19 protein-coding genes are annotated in these 18,779 nt (G+C 69.2%); 9 read left to right on the top strand and 10 right to left on the bottom strand.

The window, feature by feature from the left end:
• Positions 1-309 precede the first annotated feature (309 nt).
• The 5 genes from AC2CJA_RS01730 to dnaA form a co-directional block, all read right to left on the bottom strand.
• Positions 310-834, bottom strand: coding sequence for a DciA family protein (locus tag AC2CJA_RS01730; protein ID WP_484600839.1), 525 nt, complete (start codon positions 832-834; stop codon positions 310-312).
• Between the two features lie 86 nt (positions 835-920).
• A complete protein-coding gene (gene recF, locus AC2CJA_RS01725) occupies positions 921-2,042 on the bottom strand; it encodes a DNA replication/repair protein RecF (RefSeq protein WP_484600838.1) in 1,122 nt (373 codons plus the stop codon).
• A 19-nt stretch (positions 2,043-2,061) separates the two neighbouring features.
• A complete protein-coding gene (gnd, locus tag AC2CJA_RS01720; protein ID WP_484600837.1) occupies positions 2,062-2,997 on the bottom strand; it encodes a phosphogluconate dehydrogenase (NAD(+)-dependent, decarboxylating) in 936 nt (311 codons plus the stop codon).
• Positions 2,998-3,172: 175 nt separating this feature from the next.
• A complete protein-coding gene (gene dnaN / locus AC2CJA_RS01715; RefSeq protein WP_484600836.1) occupies positions 3,173-4,303 on the bottom strand; it encodes a DNA polymerase III subunit beta in 1,131 nt (376 codons plus the stop codon).
• Between the two features lie 837 nt (positions 4,304-5,140).
• Positions 5,141-6,943: a chromosomal replication initiator protein DnaA gene (gene dnaA / locus AC2CJA_RS01710; protein ID WP_484600835.1), complete on the bottom strand. Its 1,803-nt coding sequence runs from the start codon at positions 6,941-6,943 to the stop codon at positions 5,141-5,143.
• A 383-nt stretch (positions 6,944-7,326) separates the two neighbouring features.
• Between dnaA and rpmH the strand changes: the two genes are divergently transcribed.
• From rpmH to AC2CJA_RS01665, 9 genes are all read left to right on the top strand, one after another.
• The gene (rpmH, locus tag AC2CJA_RS01705) at positions 7,327-7,464 is read left to right on the top strand and encodes a 50S ribosomal protein L34 (protein WP_003949374.1); all 138 of its coding nucleotides are present in this window, start codon (positions 7,327-7,329) and stop codon (positions 7,462-7,464) included.
• Between the two features lie 33 nt (positions 7,465-7,497).
• Positions 7,498-7,890, top strand: a complete 393-nt coding sequence (rnpA, locus tag AC2CJA_RS01700; RefSeq protein ID WP_484600834.1) for a ribonuclease P protein component — start codon at positions 7,498-7,500, stop codon at positions 7,888-7,890.
• Positions 7,887-8,174 (top strand): membrane protein insertion efficiency factor YidD, encoded by a 288-nt coding sequence (gene yidD / locus AC2CJA_RS01695; protein WP_484600833.1) that lies wholly within the window; start codon positions 7,887-7,889, stop codon positions 8,172-8,174. The genes rnpA and yidD overlap by 4 nt, the downstream gene beginning before the upstream one ends.
• Before the next feature lie 12 nt (positions 8,175-8,186).
• Entirely contained in the window at positions 8,187-9,284 is a 1,098-nt protein-coding gene (gene yidC / locus AC2CJA_RS01690) for a membrane protein insertase YidC (protein ID WP_484600854.1), read from the top strand.
• 14 nt (positions 9,285-9,298) lie between these two features.
• The gene (locus AC2CJA_RS01685; protein WP_484600832.1) at positions 9,299-9,796 is read left to right on the top strand and encodes a Jag family protein; all 498 of its coding nucleotides are present in this window, start codon (positions 9,299-9,301) and stop codon (positions 9,794-9,796) included.
• Positions 9,793-10,527: a 16S rRNA (guanine(527)-N(7))-methyltransferase RsmG gene (gene rsmG, locus AC2CJA_RS01680; RefSeq protein WP_484600831.1), complete on the top strand. Its 735-nt coding sequence runs from the start codon at positions 9,793-9,795 to the stop codon at positions 10,525-10,527. Before AC2CJA_RS01685 ends, rsmG begins: the two co-directional genes overlap by 4 nt.
• A gap of 250 nt (positions 10,528-10,777) precedes the next feature.
• Positions 10,778-11,851, top strand: a complete 1,074-nt coding sequence (locus AC2CJA_RS01675) for a ParA family protein (protein WP_484600830.1) — start codon at positions 10,778-10,780, stop codon at positions 11,849-11,851.
• Positions 11,848-12,972 carry a ParB/RepB/Spo0J family partition protein gene (locus AC2CJA_RS01670; RefSeq protein ID WP_484600829.1) on the top strand — a complete coding sequence of 375 codons (1,125 nt, stop codon included), beginning with the start codon at positions 11,848-11,850 and terminating at the stop codon, positions 12,970-12,972. Before AC2CJA_RS01675 ends, AC2CJA_RS01670 begins: the two co-directional genes overlap by 4 nt.
• 75 nt (positions 12,973-13,047) lie before the next feature.
• Positions 13,048-13,665 (top strand): GNAT family N-acetyltransferase, encoded by a 618-nt coding sequence (locus AC2CJA_RS01665; protein ID WP_484600828.1) that lies wholly within the window; start codon positions 13,048-13,050, stop codon positions 13,663-13,665.
• Between the two features lie 73 nt (positions 13,666-13,738).
• On the opposite strand, the gene trxA is transcribed toward AC2CJA_RS01665, so the two are convergent.
• The 5 genes from trxA to AC2CJA_RS01640 form a co-directional block, all read right to left on the bottom strand.
• Entirely contained in the window at positions 13,739-14,068 is a 330-nt protein-coding gene (trxA, locus tag AC2CJA_RS01660) for a thioredoxin (protein WP_484600853.1), read from the bottom strand.
• 32 nt (positions 14,069-14,100) lie between these two features.
• Positions 14,101-15,102: a thioredoxin-disulfide reductase gene (trxB, locus tag AC2CJA_RS01655; RefSeq protein ID WP_484600827.1), complete on the bottom strand. Its 1,002-nt coding sequence runs from the start codon at positions 15,100-15,102 to the stop codon at positions 14,101-14,103.
• A 127-nt stretch (positions 15,103-15,229) separates the two neighbouring features.
• The gene (locus tag AC2CJA_RS01650) at positions 15,230-16,225 is read right to left on the bottom strand and encodes an anti-sigma factor family protein (protein ID WP_484600826.1); all 996 of its coding nucleotides are present in this window, start codon (positions 16,223-16,225) and stop codon (positions 15,230-15,232) included.
• Positions 16,222-16,929 (bottom strand): RNA polymerase sigma factor SigM, encoded by a 708-nt coding sequence (gene sigM, locus AC2CJA_RS01645; protein WP_484600852.1) that lies wholly within the window; start codon positions 16,927-16,929, stop codon positions 16,222-16,224. The genes AC2CJA_RS01650 and sigM overlap by 4 nt, the downstream gene beginning before the upstream one ends.
• Before the next feature lie 88 nt (positions 16,930-17,017).
• Positions 17,018-18,775, bottom strand: a complete 1,758-nt coding sequence (locus AC2CJA_RS01640) for a protein kinase family protein (protein WP_484600825.1) — start codon at positions 18,773-18,775, stop codon at positions 17,018-17,020.
• Positions 18,776-18,779 lie beyond the last annotated feature (4 nt).

Raw genomic sequence — 18,779 nt, 5'->3', positions numbered from 1 at the left:
CCGCAGTAAGGCGGGTGTGTCTCCAGTCTACCGGTACCACTGACATCGATGGGGGTTTGCCGGTACCTGGGACCGCATGTGCCGCCCTGAACCGGCGTCCGCCGACTCCCCATATGCGGGCCGGGCCCCCAGGACGCTCACGACGGCCCTCAGCGCCTCGGCACGTCAATGGACCGTCACTGTGAGCGCACTCACGGGGCGAGGGGCGCCGCCTCCCTCCGCTCACCGGGTGTCCGTGCTGGTCAGAGGCCTGTCCGAACGGTGGAGCGACCTCTTGCGGAACTCCGGGAACCATCCGCGGGCCGTCAGTCAGCCGTAGGTGTCCCCCGGCCCCCGGCTGCCCGGCGCGCGCAGCGGACCGTGCCGGGTGTCCGGCGCCTCCGGTCCCCGCACCCTGATCGACTTCACCGTCCCCTGTCCGAGATCGGCGTTCAGCCGCGCCACGAGCTGCGGGGCCAGCAGCCGGACCTGCGTCGCCCAGGCCGTCGAGTCGCAGCGCACCGACAGCACCCGCGCCTGCTCGTCGTAGGACCGCGGCACGCAGTGCCGCGCCACCTCCGGGCCCACCAACTCCGGCCAGCGGCCCATCACACCGCCGACCGCCATCGGCATCTCCCAGCCGCGCTCGGTCTTCAGGCGCTCGATCGCCGCCCCCAGCGGCAGCGGATCACGGCCGTCCCGCCGCGCCCCGGACCGCGGGCCGCCGCCCGTGCGCGCCTGCCGCCTCTGCCGCACCGCACTGCCGCGCGCCTTCGCCTGCTCCCGGGCGGCCCGCAGCGCCACTCTGGCCAGATCGACGCCCGACGGCTCGGCCGCGGGCCCCGGAATCCGCACCTCCGCGGAACCCCCCCGCCCGCCCGGAGGGGCGGGAGGAATCCCGGACGGGCCACCGCTCCGTCCGTCCGGACGGTCGTCCCGCCTCACAACCGGGTCACCTCCCCGTCGCCGACCGCGTACCGGGCCCCCGCCAGCAGTTCGGGGACATCCCCCTCCACGGCCGCCGTCACCAGCACCTGCTCGCCGTGCGCCACCAGCTCCGCCAGCCGCTCCCGCCGCCTGGCGTCCAGCTCGGCGAAGACGTCGTCGAGCACCAGAACCGGCTCGTTGCCCTCACCGCGCAGCAGGTCGTACGAGGCCAGCCGCAGCGCCAGCGCACAGGACCACGACTCCCCGTGGCTCGCGTACCCCTTGGCCGGCAACTCCCCCAGCCTCAGCACCAGATCGTCACGGTGCGGACCCACCAGCGTCACACCGCGCTCGATCTCCTGCCGACGCGCCCGGGACAGCGCGGCCAGCAGCCCCTCGTACAGTTCCTCGCGCGTACCGCCCTCCACCGGTGAGCGGTACTCCAGTACCACCGGCCCGCCGCCCGGGGCCAACCGCTCGTACGCCTTGTCCGCCAACGGTCCCAGCACCGCCACCAGCGACGTCCGGTGCGCCAGCAACTCCGCCCCGGCACGGGCCAGATGCTGGTCCCACACCTCCAGGGTGGACAGTGCCCCGCCGCCGGACCCCCCGCCGTGCCGGCGCGCCATCGCCGCCGTCTTCAGCAGGGTGTTGCGCTGCCTGAGAACCCGGTCGTAGTCCGACCGCACCCCCGCCATCCGCGGCGAGCGCGCCGTCACCAGCTCGTCCAGGAAACGGCGGCGCTCCCCGGGATCGCCCTTCACCAGCGCCAGGTCCTCCGGGGCGAACAGCACCGTGCGCACGATGCCCAGTACATCCCTCGGCCTGACCTGCGAGGAGCGGTTGATCCGCGCCCGGTTGGCCCGCCCCGGGTTCAGCTCCAGCTCCAGCAGCTGCTGCCGCTCCCCCTGCCGCACCACCGCCCGCACCACCGCGCGGTCGGCGCCCTGCCGCACCAGCGGCGCGTCGGAGGAGACCCGGTGGCTGCCCAGCGTCGCGAGGTAGCCGACCGCCTCGACGAGATTGGTCTTGCCCTGGCCGTTCGGACCGACGAAAGCGGTGACGCCCGGATCGAGCGGAACCTCGATCCGGGCGTAGGACCGGAAGTCGGCCAGCGACAGATGCGTGACGTGCATCGGATGTGCTTCGGGCCGGTCAGCCGCCGACGGGCGGGATGACGTCGGCGCCCGGCGCGTCGGCGCCCTTCTCTCCGCCGGCCGCGGCGGTCACCGCGTGGCCGCCGAACTGGTTGCGCAGCGCGGCGATCATCTTCATCTGCGGGGAGTCGTCCTGGCGCGAGGAGAAGCGGGCGAACAGCGACGCGGTGATCGCGGGCAGCGGCACGGCGTGGTCGATCGCCGCCTCCACCGTCCACCGGCCCTCGCCGGAGTCGGCCGCGTAACCGCGCAGCGCTCCCAGGTGCTCGTCGTCGTCCAGCGCGCGGACGGCCAGGTCCAGCAGCCAGGAGCGGATGACGGTGCCCTCCTGCCAGGAGCGGAAGACCTCGCGGACGTCGGTGACGGCCTCGGCCGCCTCCAGCAGCTCCCAGCCCTCGGCGAAGGCCTGCATCATCGCGTACTCGATGCCGTTGTGGACCATCTTCGCGAAGTGGCCGGCGCCCACCTTCCCGGCGTGCACGGAGCCGAACTCGCCCTCCGGCTTGAGCGCGTCGAAGACCGGCCGCACCTTCGCGACATGCTCGGCGTCACCGCCGTACATCAGCGCGTAGCCGTTCTCCAGGCCCCACACGCCGCCGGAGACGCCGCAGTCCACGAAGCCGATGCCCTTGGCCGCCAGCTCCTCGGCGTGCCGCTCGTCGTCCGTCCAGCGGGAGTTACCGCCGTCCACGACCACGTCCCCGGGGGAGAGCAGCTCGCCCAGCGCGTCGACCGTCGACTGTGTCGGGCCGCCGGACGGGACCATGACCCACACCACCCGCGGCGCCTTCAGCGAGTCCACCAGCTCCTCGAGACTGCGGACGTCGGCGAGGTCCGGGTTGCGGTCGAATCCGACGACGGTGTGGCCTGCGCGGCGGATGCGCTCGCGCATGCTGCCGCCCATCTTGCCGAGACCGACGAGACCGAGCTCCATCAGGGGGCCTTTCTTCGGTGTCCTGGTGTTGCGTACCCGGGTACGAGCCTACGACGGAGGGAGCGGCGCACAGCTGCGGGCACACTCCGCTCGTATGCGCGCCGACCGAGCCGGGAAAACGCCCCGGAGCCCGGTCCGGCCGGACGGACCGGGCTCCCGGCCGCACGCCACCGGGTCAGCCCGACAGCCGCACCGGCATGATCAGGTACTTGTACGCCTCGTCCGCCTCCGCGTCCACCGCCGGCTTGCCGCTCAGCAGCGCGGGCTTGGTCGAGGTGGTGAAGGAGAGCTGCGCGACCGGGGCGTCGATGGCGCTCAGCCCCTCCAGCAGGAAGCCGGGGTTGAAGGCGATCGAGATGTCATCGCCCTCCAGCTGTGCGTCCACCCGTTCCACAGCCTGTGCGTCGTCGCTCGATCCCGCTTCCAGGATCAGCACACCCTGCTCGAAGGTGAGCCGCACCGGGGTGTTCCGCTCGGCCACCAGGGACACGCGCTTGACCGCCTCCACGAAGGGGGCCGTCTCGATCACCGCGACGGAGTTGAACTCCGTCGGGAAGAGCGTGCGGTACTTCGGCAGGTCGCCCTCGAGCAGCCGCGTCGTGGTCCGCCGCCCGTTGCCCTCGAATCCGATCAGGCCCTCGCCCGCGCCGGAGCCCGACAGCGCCAGCGTCACGTTGTCACCGCCGCTGAGGGACTTCGCCGTGTCCAGCAGCGTCTTGGCCGGGACCAGGGCCACCGCGGAGGCGTCCGGCGTCTCCGGCTTCCACAGGAACTCGCGGACCGCGAAGCGGTAGCGGTCGGTGGAGGCCAGGGTGACCGTGTCGCCCTCGATCTCGATCCGCACGCCGGTGAGGACCGGCAGGGTGTCGTCGCGTCCGGCCGCGATGGCGACCTGGGCCGCGGCGGCGGCGAAGACCTCGCCCGGGACCGTGCCGGTCGCGCTCGGCATCTGGGGAAGCGCCGGGTACTCCTCCACAGGCAGTGTGTGGAGTGTGAACCGCGAGGATCCGCAGACGACGCTCACCCGTACACCGTCTGTGGAGATCTCCACCGGGCGGTTGGGGAGGGCTCGCGAGATATCGGCCAGCAGGCGGCCGGAGACGAGGACCGTCCCGTCCTCCTCCACGTCGGCCTCCACCGAGACCCGTGCCGAGACCTCGTAGTCGAAACCGGACAGGCTCAGCGAGCCCTCCTCGGCCCTCAGCAGCAGGCCCGCGAGGACCGGCACCGGGGGCCGGGCCGGCAGGCTGCGGGCCGCCCAGGCCACCGCCTCCGCGAGGACGTCGCGCTCCACCCGGATCTTCACTTAAGCCGCCTCCCGCTGTTGCTGGCTGCTCGCCTTGCTGGTCTTCGTCGTCGGCTTGTCGCCGGGGACCAGTCTGACGCACCCGGCTGACAGCGGGAGCGGGTCGGGGTCAAGTCGCCGGGAGGGTCGCGAAGCGCGGTCGGGCCGAGTTGTGCACAGGGCCCGTTTCCGACCGAAGTCCGCTCTTTATCTCCGTGGTCGTAGTAGTAGGGCCTGTGGAAACCGGGGATAACTCGATCCGCGCAGGTCAGACCGGAAGTTTTGTCCACCGGCCCTGTGGGTGGGGACGTGGACGAACAGGGGGCTCCTGTGGACGACGGAAAGTTCTGCACATCCCGTGCACAGCGATCCGCGACTTCTCCCCAGGGCCGCCCACAGTTTTACCCGCCTTCTCAACAGCCCAACCCAGACCCTCCATGTGACGCCTTTCACACGGAGGGGTGACATCGCGCGCCATGTTGTCGAACAGTGGACAGCTCTGTGGAGAAGCCGGTGAAAACTGTGCACAACGCGGCCGAGGCTGTGGGCGGGCGGTGGACAATCCGATCCGCCGCTTGCGGGCGCAATCACTGTCCACAGCTTGTGGAAAACTTCTGCCCACAGATCCCCAGGCATCTGACCAGGCCCATTCGATCATCGGGCGGCGTGCCTGTGGACGCTATCGGGACAACCCGCCGGTCCCCAGCGTGTGGACGGAAGAAAGTCGGTGAATCTGTGGATCACCGACTCTGCCGTCTGTGGATTCGAACAGCGACAAGCCCCCGGGAGGGGCCTCCTCGGGGGCTTCCGCGTCCGGAGGGACGCCTGGGGGCGAAGTGATCGCGGGACGGCGCCGCGTCAGACGTTCTTGATGCGGTTGGTCAGCTCGGTGACCTGGTTGTAGATGGACCGCCGCTCGGCCATCAGCGCGCGGATCTTGCGGTCGGCGTGCATGACGGTGGTGTGGTCCCGGCCGCCGAACTGGGCGCCGATCTTCGGCAGCGACAGATCGGTCAGCTCGCGGCACAGGTACATGGCGATCTGCCGTGCGGTGACCAGGACGCGGCTGCGCGAGGAGCCGCACAGGTCGTCCACCGTCAGCCCGAAGTAGTCGGCCGTCGACGCCATGATGTTGGCCGCGGTGATCTCCGGGGCGGCGTTCTCGCCGCCGGGGATGAGGTCCTTCAGCACGATCTCGGTCAGACCCAGGTCGACCGGCTGCCGGTTGAGACTGGCGAAGGCGGTGACCCGGATCAGCGCGCCCTCCAGCTCGCGGATGTTGCGCGAGATCCGCGAGGCGATGAACTCCAGCACCTCCGGCGGCGCGTTCAGCTGCTCCTGGACGGCCTTCTTGCGCAGGATCGCGATGCGCGTCTCCAGCTCCGGCGGCTGGACGTCGGTGATCAGACCCCACTCGAAGCGGTTGCGCAGCCGGTCCTCCAGGGTGACCAGCTGCTTGGGCGGCCGGTCGGAGGAGAGCACGATCTGCTTGTTCGCGTTGTGCAGGGTGTTGAAGGTGTGGAAGAACTCCTCCTGGGTGGACTCCTTGCTCGCCAGGAACTGGATGTCGTCGACCAGCAGGATGTCCATGTCGCGGTAGCGCTTGCGGAACGCGTCCGCCTTGCCGTCGCGGATGGAGTTGATGAACTCGTTGGTGAACTCCTCCGAGCTCACGTACCGCACCCGGGTGCCCGGGTAGAGGCTGCGGGCGTAGTGCCCGATGGCGTGCAGCAGGTGCGTCTTGCCCAGCCCGGACTCGCCGTAGATGAACAGCGGGTTGTACGCCTTGGCCGGCGCCTCGGCCACGGCCACCGCGGCGGCGTGCGCGAAGCGGTTGGAGGCGCCGATGACGAAGGTGTCGAAGAGGTACTTCGGATTCAGCCGGGCCGTCGGCTCACCGGGGCCGGTCGCGGGCGCGGGCTGAGCGGCGAGCGGGCCGGGGGCACCGCTGGGCGCGGGAAGCTGCTGGGGGTCGCGGCCTGTGCCCCGGGCGCCGTCGTAACGGGGCACCGACGGCTGGTCGTAGGGGGAGGCGTGGCGCCGGCCGCCGTAGGAGGGCGGCTCGTACGACGGGCTCTGCGACTGGTACGGGTCGTGCGGCGGCTGCCAGGCGTCGGGGTCCTGTGGGCGGGGCCAGGCGCCCGGCTGGTGCTGCTGAGGGGCGTGCGGATAGTCCGGGTACGCCGGCCGTGCGCTGGGCAGCTCGAGCTCCTGCTGCCGGTCCTCGTGCTGGGGTCCACCGTGCTGCCGGGCGTGCCGGCCGCCGTGCTGCGGAGCGTCGTAGCGGGGCTCGTCGAAGTGCAGCGGCTGCTGGTGCGGCGCCGGCCTGCGGTGCTGCGGCGGCTCCGGGTGCGCCGGCGGGGTGGGAGCAGCCGGAGCCCGGGGCTCGGGGGCCGGCCCGGTGACGGTGATCGCGAGACGGATCGGCTGCTGGCACTCGCGGCTGAGCGCGTCGGTGATCAGCGGGGAGAGCCGCCCCTCCAGTACGCCCTTCGCGTACTCGTTGGGCACGCCGAGCAGCGCGGTGCCGGAGACCAGCACCAGGGGCTGGCAGTCTCTGAGCCACCGCTGGTCCTTGGCCTCGACCCCCTGGCCGTCGGCGAGGAGCTGCTCCAGCACGCGTGGCCACACTGCGGCAAGATCGGCAGGCAGGTCAGCCACAGGGCACGCTCACTCACTCACTCACTCACTGGGTGGGGTTGTTCGGGCTTCGACAGTCCCACCCATGTGTGGTGCTTGGGACGGTCGGGAGGAAACGGAAGTTCAGCCACGGTAGTCAGCGCGGCATGTGTGGTTCAAGTCGTTGTCCACAGGCTGTGTACAGAACCCCCCGGCCGGCCCTGGTTTGACCTGATGGCGCGGGCGCGCGTACCGTAACCAGGTCGAGTTGTCGATGGCTGCTGCCGCCTGCCTCCGATGGGCAAGATCCTGGTGATCACAGAAGCGGTGCACTCGGGCGTTGCGAGCTACTCGTGGGCGCACGGTGACAGCCAGTCGGCGCCCCACGCGTCTCGTACGAGACACAAGCATTCCTGGAGCCCCGAGTGAGCAAGCGCACCTTCCAGCCGAACAACCGCCGCCGCGCGAAGACCCACGGTTTCCGTCTGCGGATGCGGACCCGCGCCGGACGCGCGATCCTCGCGTCCCGCCGCGGCAAGGGCCGCGCCCGTCTGTCGGCCTGACCGACCCGACGAGTCAGACCGCGGATCCGTGACGTGCTGCCCACCGAGAACCGGCTGAGGCGGCGCGAGGATTTCGCGGCCGCGGTACGCCGAGGACGCCGGGCCGGACGCCCGCTCCTCGTCGTCCATCTGCGCAGGGCGTCTCCCCGGAGCGATTCCGGGGAACGCAAGGACCCGCACGCCGCCGGGGGAGTACCTCCCCCGGCGCGTGCGGGTTTCGTCGTGAGCAAGGCGGTGGGCAACGCGGTGGTCCGTAACCTCGTGAAGCGGCGACTGCGTCATCTGGTCCGGGAGAGGCTCGACCTTCTGCCGCCCGGTAGCCTGATGGTCATACGGGCGCTGCCCGGTGCGGGCGAGGCGGACCACGACAGGCTGGCCCGCGATCTGGACACCGCACTGCAGCGGCTGCTTGGAGGCCCGTCGTGAAATATCCGCTGCTGTGGTTGATCAAGTTGTACCAGTGGACCATCAGCCCACTGCTCGGCCCGGTGTGCCGGTACTACCCGTCGTGCTCGCACTACGGCTACGAAGCCATCCGACGGCACGGCGCGGTGAAGGGGGCGGCGCTGACAGCCTGGCGCATCCTGCGCTGCAATCCATGGTCGCCCGGTGGGGTCGACCACGTTCCCGCCCGGAAGCATCCGGTCTGGCACCAGCGGATGCGTGACCGCTGGCAGCACCGGTCCCAGTCCAATGCCCAAGGAGCCTGACTCGTGGACACGATCGACACGATCCTCGGTCCTCTCTATAACGCTGTTTCCTGGATCATCGTCCAGTTCCACAAGCTGTACAGCCTCGTGTTCGACGAGGACAGTGGCTGGGCCTGGGGTCTGTCCATCGTCTCGCTGGTGATCGTGATCCGCATCGCCCTGATCCCGCTCTTCGTGAAGCAGATCAAGGCGACGCGGAACATGCAGGCGCTCCAGCCGAGGATGAAGGCGATCCAGGAGCGCTACAAGAACGACCGACAGCGCCAGTCGGAAGAGATGATGAAGCTGTACAAGGAGACGGGTACCAACCCGCTCTCCAGCTGCCTTCCGATCCTGGCGCAGTCCCCGTTCTTCCTGGCGCTCTACCAGGTGCTGAACAAGATCGCCAACGACCAAGAGGTCGGCGTCATGGGCGATCAGTTGGTGGAGAGCGCCCGTAACGCGAGCATCTTCGGGGCTCCGATCGCGACCCGGTTCATGGACAGCGCCGAGAAGGTCCAGGCGCTGGGCGCCTCGCTGACCGACGTGCGCGTGGTCACGGTCATCATGATTCTGCTGATGTCGGCGTCGCAGTTCTACACGCAGCGCCAGCTGATGACGAAGAACGTCGACCTGACGGTGAAGACGCCGTTCATGCAGCAGCAGAAGATGCTGATGTACGTCTTCCCGATCATCTTCGCCGTCTTCGGCATCAACTTCCCGGTCGGTGTTCTCGTCTACTGGCTGACCACCAACGTGTGGACCCTCGGGCAGCAGATGTACATCATCAAGCGCAACCCGACGCCGGGCTCGCTGGCCTACAAGCAGCGTCAGGAGAAGCTGCGGGCCAAGGGCAAGCTCAAGGAGGACCCGGCGGAGGCCGAGACCAAGAAGGCCGTCGAGGCCGCCCGTGCCAACCGCCAGCAGCCCAAGCGCATGACCAAGGCGCAGCGCCAGGCCGCCGCGGCCCAGGCGGAGGCGGAGGCCAAGGAGAAGAAGGCCACCGGGCAGAAGACCTCGTTGAGCAAGGAGGCCTCCGACTCCCCGTCGGTACGGCCCGGGCAGCAGCCGAAGAGGAAGCCCGGACAGCGCAAGGGCTCGCAGCGTTCCAAGCACCCGTCCAAGAAGTAAGAAGGAGTCCACTCGTGACGGACACGACCGCAGAGGGCACCGACACCCTGACCCGCCTTGAGCAGGAGGGTGAGATCGCGGCCGACTATCTCGAGGGGCTCCTCGACATCGCGGACCTCGACGGCGACATCGACATGGACGTCGAGGGCGACCGCGCCGCTGTGTCGATCATCAGTGACGGAGAGAGCCGGGACCTGCAGAAGCTCGTCGGCCGGGACGGTGAGGTGCTGGAGGCGCTGCAGGAACTGACACGGCTCGCGGTGCACCGCGAGACCGGCGACCGCAGCCGGCTGATGCTGGACATCGCCGGTTACCGTGCCCGCAAGCGCGAGGAGCTGTCGGAGCTGGGCACCAAGGCGGTCAAGGAGGTGCAGCGTACCGGTGAGCCGGTGAAGCTGAAGCCGATGACGCCTTTCGAGCGCAAGGTGGTGCACGACGCGGTGGCCGCGGCGGGGCTGCGCAGTGAGTCCGAGGGCGAGGAACCGCAGCGCTGCGTGGTCGTGCTGCCGTGACGGACGCCGTGTCGTCGCCCCTGCCTCCCGCGCCCGAGGTGGCGCGGGAGGTTTTCGGTGACCGCTTCGAGGACGCTGTCCGCTACGCGGAACTGCTGGCGGAGGTCGGGGTCAAGCGTGGACTGATCGGGCCGCGTGAGGTACCCCGGCTGTGGGAGCGTCACCTGCTGAACTGCGCGGTGCTCTCCGAGGTCGTGCCCGACGGCGTGACGGTCTGCGACGTCGGCTCCGGCGCCGGCCTGCCGGGTGTTCCCCTCGCACTGGTGCGGCAGGACCTGAGGATCACGTTGCTGGAGCCGCTGCTGCGGCGTACGACCTTCCTTCAGGAGGTCGTCGAGCTGCTGGGGCTGGACCATGTGTCGGTGGTGCGGGGCAGGGCCGAGGAGGTTCTGGGGTCGCTGTCTCCGGTGCATGTGGTGACGGCCCGCGCCGTGGCTCCGCTGGATCGGCTCGCCGGCTGGGGTGTACCGCTGCTGCGGCCGTACGGTGAGATGCTGGCCCTCAAGGGAGACACTGCGGAGGAGGAGCTGAAGACGGCGCGGTCCGCGCTTCAGAAACTCGGCGCGGTGGATGCCTCAGTGCTCCGTGTCGGTGAGGGCATGGTGGAGCCGTCTGCCACTGTGGTCCGTGTCGAGGTCGGCGAGAGTCCGGGTGGGGTGCGCTTCGCAGCCAAGAAGGCGAAAGCCGCCAGAGCTGGGCGCTCGCGGAGCGCGGCGCGTCGCCGACGGTGACTCCCGGAGACCGGCGGTGTCCCTGAAGGCGACCCCCGTTACTCCGTAGAGTCGCCAAAGACGAGCCGTGCGGAGTGTCGTCGCGTCCGAGGGCGGGCGTGGATGCATCGTGCTTCCCGTGAAACGTCGCTTTCTGCATGGATTCATCCGTCGAGGGCGCGCGACTGACGCGTCAGACCCATCCGAGCCCCGCTCAGAGGTGGATTCATCCACAGATGAGCGGGGCTCGCTGGTTCCCGACCCGGGGAGCATGGCAGGCTCTTCTCATTGCGAGCCTGACGTCGAGGAGAGTGAACCGTTGCGGTCCGACGGCCATATCCCGGGACCGATGACCGATCCGGTCCCGGGTCCCCGTTCTCAAGCGGTGGATGTTTCACGTGAAACGATGAGTGAGACACCGCCTCCGATGGATGCCTCTCCCCGGTACGAAGGGGATGTCTCCGCCCCCGTCGGCCGTGCCGCTCAGCAGGCGGTCGAGGCGATGAACCGTGCTGGTGAGGGTCTCCCCAGGCCCGAGGAGACCCGGGTGATGGTGGTTGCCAACCAGAAGGGCGGGGTGGGCAAGACCACGAGCACGGTCAACCTCGCCGCCTCTCTGGCCCTGCACGGTGCCCGGGTCCTGGTGATCGACCTGGATCCCCAGGGCAATGCCTCCACCGCCTTGGGGATAGATCACCACGCCGAGGTGCCGTCGATCTACGACGTTCTGGTGGACAGCAAGCCGCTCTCCGATGTCGTCCAGCCGGTGAGGGAGGTGGAAGGGCTCTTCTGCGCTCCGGCCACGATCGACCTTGCCGGTGCGGAGATCGAGTTGGTGTCACTGGTGGCGAGGGAGAGTCGTCTGCACAAGGCGATCTCCGCCTATGAGCAGCCACTGGACTACATCTTCATCGACTGCCCGCCCTCGCTCGGTCTGCTGACCGTCAACGCGCTGGTCGCCGGTGCGGAGGTGGTCATCCCGATTCAGTGTGAGTACTACGCCCTCGAAGGGCTGGGGCAGCTTCTGCGGAACGTTGAGTTGGTCAAGGGGCACCTCAACCCCAAGCTTCATGTCTCGACGATTCTGCTGACGATGTACGACGGCCGTACGCGGCTGGCCTCCCAGGTGGCGGAGGAGGTGCGGGGACACTTCGGCAAGGAGGTCCTGCGTACCAACATCCCTCGGTCGGTGCGTATTTCGGAGGCGCCCAGTTATGGGCAGACGGTGCTCACTTACGATCCAAGTTCCAGTGGCTCGCTCTCCTATCTGGAGGCGGCCAGGGAAATCGCGCTGCGAGGCGCTGGCAAGCAGCAGGAACAGCACATGGTGGAGGGGACTCAGTGACGGAACGACGTAGAGGGCTGGGTCGAGGACTCGGCGCGCTGATTCCCGCGGCGCCGACGGGACCGGACGACAGTGTCACCCCCGTGGTGGGAGAGAATGGCGCGCTTTCTCCGACCGCTGTTCCGGTGCTGACTCCGGGACGCGGTGTGGCGGCGGCCAAGGTGACCAATCCCCCCGATGGGGATGGGCGGCATGGTGGTGGAGTTTCACGTGAAACCGAGGCCATGAGTGGTGCTGCGGACGGCGCTGTGAGCGGTGAGGCGACAGGAGCTCACTTCGCCGAGGTGCCGGTCGATGCGATCACTCCGAACCCCCGGCAGCCGCGGGAAGTGTTTGACGAGGACGCTCTGGCGGAGCTGGTGACCTCTATCCAGGAGGTGGGGCTTCTCCAGCCGGTGGTCGTTCGGCAGACGGGCCCGGAACAGTATGAGCTCATCATGGGCGAACGTCGCTGGAGGGCTTGCCGGGAAGCGGGTCTGGAGCGGATTCCGGCGATCATCCGGGCTACGGAGGACGAGAAGCTCCTTCTGGATGCCCTGCTGGAGAATCTGCACCGGGCGCAGCTGAATCCTCTGGAGGAGGCGGCGGCCTACGACCAGCTGCTGAAGGACTTCGACTGCACCCATGATCAGCTGGCGGACCGTATCGGCCGGTCGCGCCCCCAGGTCTCGAACACACTCCGATTGCTGCGTCTCTCACCTTCGGTGCAGCGTCGTGTGGCGGCCGGAGTGCTGTCTGCAGGGCATGCGCGTGCGCTGCTCTCGGTGGAGGACTCCGAGGAGCAGGACCGTCTCGCTCACCGCATTGTGGCCGAGGGGCTGTCGGTGCGGGCGGTCGAGGAGATCGTGGCCGTGATGGACACCACGCCGAAGGGGAAGAGCCGGGCTCGGGGGGCACGGGCCGGCAAGCGGGTCTCCCCCGCGCTGGACCATCTGGCGAGCCGCCTCTCGGACCGCTTCGAGACCCGAGTCAAGGTGGACCTCGGGCAGAAGAAGGGAAAGATCGTCGTCGAGTTCGCCTCGATGGAGGATCTGGAGAGAATCCTGAGACAGTTCGCACCCGGTGAGAATCAGCTTCTGGAACGGCAGCTTGCTCAAGGAGACGACGACAGCGGCGAGTGAACCCGAGGAACCTGAGCACACCGAGGACACAGCCAAGAACACCACCGTACGACGCCCCATGGATACGATGTCTCCATGGGGCGTCAACTCGTTCCGCTCACCCTGGATAATCTGCCGGATCTCCCGAAGCGCTGCCGTAGATGCGTCTTCTGGGAGCTCGACCCTGTCAGCGGTGACGCCGCTGTGAAGGCGGGTCGGCCCGATCTGGAGAAAGAAGCCTGGATATCGGCAGTGCTGTTGGAGTGGGGCTCCTGTGGGCGGCTCGTCTATGTCGATGACGTGCCGGTGGGTTTCATGCTGTACGCGCCACCGGCGTATGTGCCGCGCTCGACGGCTTTCCCCACCAGTCCTGTCTCGTCGGACGCGGTGCAGCTGATCACAGCCTGGCTGATGCCGGGGTACCAGGGGCAGGGACTGGGCCGGGTGATGGTGCAGACCATGGCCAAGGACGTACTGAGGCGGGGTTTCAAGGCGATCGAGGCGTTCGGGGACGCTCGGTGGAAGCAGCCCGCTTGTCTGCTCCCGGCCGACCATCTTCTCGCAGTGGGGTTCAAGACGGTCCGACCACACTATGCCTATCCCAGGCTGAGGCTGGAGCTGCGTACGACCCTCTCCTGGAAGCAGGACGTGGAGCTGGCGATCGATCGGCTGCTGGGAGCGGTGCAGAAGGAGCCTGCCTTCAGGCCACTGTGATTTCCGCGGTGGTGGAAGGTGGAATGGCGACGGACCCGCCCCGGGGTGAGGCGGGTCCGTTCCACGTGAAACATCAGCCGATGAAGTCGGCCAGGTCGCGCTCGATGGCGGCCTTGGGCTTGGCGCCGACGATGGTCTTCACGACCTCGCCGCCCTGGTAGACGTTCATCGTCGGGATGGACATGATCCCGTACTTGGCGGCCGTCGCCGGGTTCTCGTCGATGTTGAGCTTGACGATGGTGAGCTTGTCGGCCTGTTCCTCCGAGATCGCCTCCAGCGACGGGGCGATCTGACGGCACGGACCGCACCAGGCCGCCCAGAAGTCGACCAGGACCGGCTTGTCGCTCTTGAGGACGACGTCCGCGAAGTCGGCGTCGGTGGCGGTCACGGTGGCCATAACGATCTCCTTGATTTCTCGGGGTAGGGGTGGTGGTCTCAGAGTGCGGCGGTGGCCGCGGCCTCGTCGGTCTTCTCCCGCTCGGCGTGGTGCTTCTCCGGGGCGTCGACCAGGGCGGCCAGGTAGCGCTCGGCGTCCAGTGCGGCCGAGCAGCCGGTGCCGGCGGCGGTGATGGCCTGGCGGTAGGTGTGGTCGACCACATCCCCGGCGGCGAAGACACCGGGGATGTTGGTGCGGGTGCTCGGTGCGTCGACGGTGAGGTAGCCCTCGCCGTCCAGGGTGAGCTGGCCGTGGAACAGCTCGGTGCGCGGGTCGTGGCCGATGGCGATGAACAGCCCCGTCACCGGCAGCCGGGAGGTGGCGCCGGTGGTGGTGTCGCGCAGGGTCAGCCCGGACAGCTTGCCGCCGTCCTCGTGCAGCTCGGCGACCTCGCTGTTCCAGGCGAACTCGATCTTGTCGTCGGCGAAGGCCCGCTCCTGCATGGCCTTGGAGGCCCGCAGGGTGTCGCGGCGGTGGACGATGGTGACCCTCTCGGCGAAGCGGGACAGGAAGGTGGCCTCCTCCATGGCGGTGTCGCCGCCGCCGACCACCGCGATGTGCCGGCCCTTGAAGAAGAACCCGTCGCAGGTGGCGCACCAGGACACTCCGCGGCCGGACAGCTCCTCCTCCCGGGGCAGACCGAGCTTGCGGTAGGCCGAGCCGGTCGCGACGATGACCGCCCGGGCGCGGTGCACGGTACCGGCCGAGTCGGTCACGGCCTTGATCTCACCCTCCAGGTCGACGGCGGTGATGTCGTCGGCGATCAGCTCGGCGCCGAACCGCTCGGCCTGGGCGCGCATGTTGTCCATCAGGTCCGGGCCCATGACACCGTCGCGGAAGCCGGGGAAGTTCTCCACCTCGGTGGTGTTCATCAGCGCGCCGCCGGCGGTCACCGAGCCTTCGAAGACCAGCGGCCGCAGGGCGGCGCGGGCGGTGTAGAGCGCTGCGGTGTACCCCGCCGGCCCGGAGCCGATGATGATCACGTTGCGGACGTCGCTCACGGAGTCTTCCTTGTCTGCCGATGGGTTTACCGGTGCCTGGGTGGAGCATCGCCTCGGAAGGCTTACTCCACCCAACGAATCCTAGGAGCCTGGCATTCCCAGCCGTGGCATTGCGCGCGCGGAACGCTCAACGTGGATAGGTGTGTACGGCCAGTACCGTGCCTGGGGCAGGAGTCGCCATGCTGACGCATTCGGCATCGATCACATAGGCCTCCACCTGGAAACCGTCGGTCCGATGCGGCAGGACCACGATGTACGCCTGCCGTCCCTCGTAGTCGCTCATGCCGACGGCCAGAGGTGCCTCGTCACGGCCGACGCCCTCACGGACGCACAACGGCATGGATGTCGAGGGTGCGGCCGTGGGTGTGCTCGGGGAACCTGGACTTGCCTTGAGGCTGAAGTCGGGAGAGTCGGGGCCCGCCTTCTTCAGGCTTCCCTGACTGCCCTGCTCCGGCTTTCCCGATGCGCTGTCGGCCAGTAGAGACCGTACGCGTGCCTCCAGCGCCTGATCGCTTCGCTTGCCTTCCGCGCCCGCTTCCGAGGCCAGGCCCCTGTCAGCGCCTCCGGAAGAATCTGCTCCCACACCTGGCAGCAGGACCGCGCCAAGGGTGAGGAGGGCTGCTGCGCCAGCGGTGCCGAGCAGGGCGGTGCCCCAGCGGCGCGGTCGCCTGCCGTTGACCCTGCCTGGGCCTCCGGAGCCTCGTGGTCGACCCGCCGGACGACCGTTAGAGCCTCTCGTAGGTCGGTCCGGGCCGGGACGGTCGAGGCGGATCGTTTCACGTGAAACAGCATTCGGCGCGTCCACCGAAGACGGGGATGGGGAAGCATCCCGGATCTCACTGCCGGAAGGGTTGGAGGCACTGAGCAAGGCCTCGGCGGCGAGCGCGGCGTCGATGCGGCCCGCCACGTCGTACGGCATCGGGGCTGGTTCCGGAAGAGTGCCCAGCGTGTTGCGGATCTCTTCCAGGGACGCCTGCACGTCCGCACACAGCACGCAGTCCGACAGATGGGCGCGAACATCGGCCGAACGCTCCGGGGAGAGCAGTCCCTCGGCGAGGTCGGAGATCTCGTCCACCTCGGGATGCCCGTCAGCGTCGAACGACGCGGAAGACATGGACGTCATGCGTGCTCACCTCCGCCCTTCACGGCCCCGGTGTCTGGTTTCCCTCTTGCCGGTGGGACGGATGCCCCCTGTGCCGGGTTCCTTCCGCCGGTGCCCACCCGAGGTCCTTCGGTCAGGCCTCCCGAGCGTAGATGGCTGACCAGCGGCAACAACCGAGCCCTGCCGCGGGCGCAGCGGCTCTTGACGGTTCCTACGGCGACATCGAGGATGCGGGCTGCTTCGGCGACCGGATAACCCTGCATATCGACGAGGACGAGCGCCGCCTGCTGCTCCGGCGGCAGCTGGGAGAGCGCGGCGATGAGCTCACGGTGGAGGTCCTGGCGCTCGACGGGCATGGCGGCGGATTCGTGTGGTTCCAGGAGTTGGTCCAGGCGCTCGGGCTCGGCGATGAGCGAAGTGCGTCGGCCGGCAGCCTTGCGTACACGGTCCAGGCAGGCGTTCACGGTGATGCGGTGCAGCCAGGTGGTGACGGCCGCCCGGCCCTGGAAGGTGTGGGCGTTCCGGTAGGCGGAGATCAGTGCGTCCTGTACGGCATCGGCGGCTTCCTCCCGGTCCCGCAGAATGCGCAGGGCGACGGCCCAGAGCCGGTCGCGATGACGGCGCACGATCTCGCCGAAGGCGTGCGGGTCGTCGGCGACATGGCGGGCGAGGAGTTCCCGGTCGTCGACTCTGCCGGCATTATCGGCGCCGTCGGGACCGCTCATGTCTCCGGCGCCGTCGACGGAGCCGCTCGTCACTCTGTCGCCCACCCGCCGTTCCCCTCCTGACTCCGCTGTCCCCACGTGCGGCAGGTCAGCTGAGGACCTCGACCTCCGTGATGCGGCCACGGTAGTTGCCTTCCGCCGTCAGGGGGAGTTCGGTGAGCCAGACCAGAACGTACCGTGTCCTGATCGGCTTCTTGGCCTTGAGCTCCACCTCGGTTCCGGATCCGCTGCTGACCTTGCTGAAGCCGCTCAGCGAGCCGGGCATCTGTGCGGTGTCCTCGTCTGCTGCCAGGAAGTCGACGGAGGTGCCGCCCTTGAAACCGACCTTGACGGTGCTGATCTGCCGGGACTCACCCAGATCGAGGATCAGTCCCACTCCGGTTTTGAGGTTCCCGAACTTCGCGCTGTTGTAGTACATGGTCTGCCAGAAGGTGTCGGCGTCGCCGTCGATCGCATTGCCCACCTGGTCGCTGTTCTCGGAAAGATCGTCGCCGAACGGGTCGAAGTCCTTGGTGAGGGAGATCTCGACCGGCTTGCCCGTGGGAGCGGTCTCCGGCTGCTTCTGCTGCTCGATCCCGCTCTTCCCCGGGCTCGGCGCGGGGGGCTCGCCGCCCTTCAGAAGGGTGTCGGCCAACTGCCAGCTCCCCAGGCCCAGTGCGGCGATGAGCAGGGCGGAGACACCCCACTTCAGTACCTTGCCGGCGCGGCCGGGCAGTGCGGGAGGCGCCGTCGGCACCGCTACGGGGGGTGCGCCGACGGGCCCTGCGGGAGGGCGGGCAGCGGGTCCGCTGTACCCCCCCTGCCGGTAGCCGGGGACTTGGTACGGCGGCGGAGCGGTGAACTCGGGCTCTGGCGGCCGGATGCGCGGCAGCGCGGCGATCGCCTTGGCCAGCTCCTCGGGAGTGGTGCAGGGCTGCTCCTGGCGGGAGGCGGTGGCGCCGTCGTTGACCATCGCGCGCATGGCCAGTTCGGAGAGCCCGCGGTGCACCCCGGCGCGTACCTGGTCCGGGGGGACGAGGGAGTCGCCGGTCAGCTCGGCCATGCCGCTGAGGCCGTAGGCGTCCTCACCGTACGGCCAGCGGTGGGTGAGGCAGGCGTAGAGCAGAGCGCCGATCGCCTCGGTGTCGGTGCGCTGGGGGTGGTCGGATGTGATGCCGCGCAGGGCGGCGTTCACGGCGAGGCCGCGGATGCGGTACTGGCCGGCGGCGGTGCGCAGGATGCAGCCGGGAGTCAGCCGCAGATGGGCCAGGCCCTCGCGGTGGGCGGCCGCCATCGCCTGGGTGATCTGGGTGACGAGCTGATAGGCCTCGTGGGTGGGCAGCGGGCCGGAGGCCAGGAGGGCGGTGAGGGGCGTGGCGTCCGGGAGCCACTCGTGGACGACGTAGACGAGGTCGTTCTCCTCGACCGCGTCCAGGACCTGTACGAAGCGGGGGTCGCCGAGGAGGGCTGCGGAGCGGGCGGCAGCCAGTACCGGCCGGGCGCGGGGGTGGTCGGCTGCGAGGAGATGGACGCCGACGGCGCGACGCAGTTTCTCGTCGACGGCCCGCCAGCTGCTGAAGCCATCCAGACGGGTGACGCATTCCTCCAGGCGGTAGCGCCGGGCCAGTTTGTGGCCGCTGTGCAGCTCGGGTGGCTGCGGGGAGCGGGAGGGCCGGGAGGCCGGTGTCACCGTGCCGGTACTGTCAGAGGCGCCGGGGGCGTCCGCCGCCGTGCTGCCATCGCCTTCGTGGTCCGTGGAACCGTCGGCCGTGGTCCGCTCGACAGCGTCGGCCGATGGCTTGTCCTTGCCATCCGTCCCGCCGCTCCCGTCGGCCACGTCGACGGCAGCCGTGCTCCGCTCCGCCACCGTC

Source organism: Streptomyces sp. ATLC9 (assembly GCF_057196705.1).
Note: the sequence above shows the minus strand (reverse complement) of the source record. Positions and strands in the feature narration are given on the sequence as shown.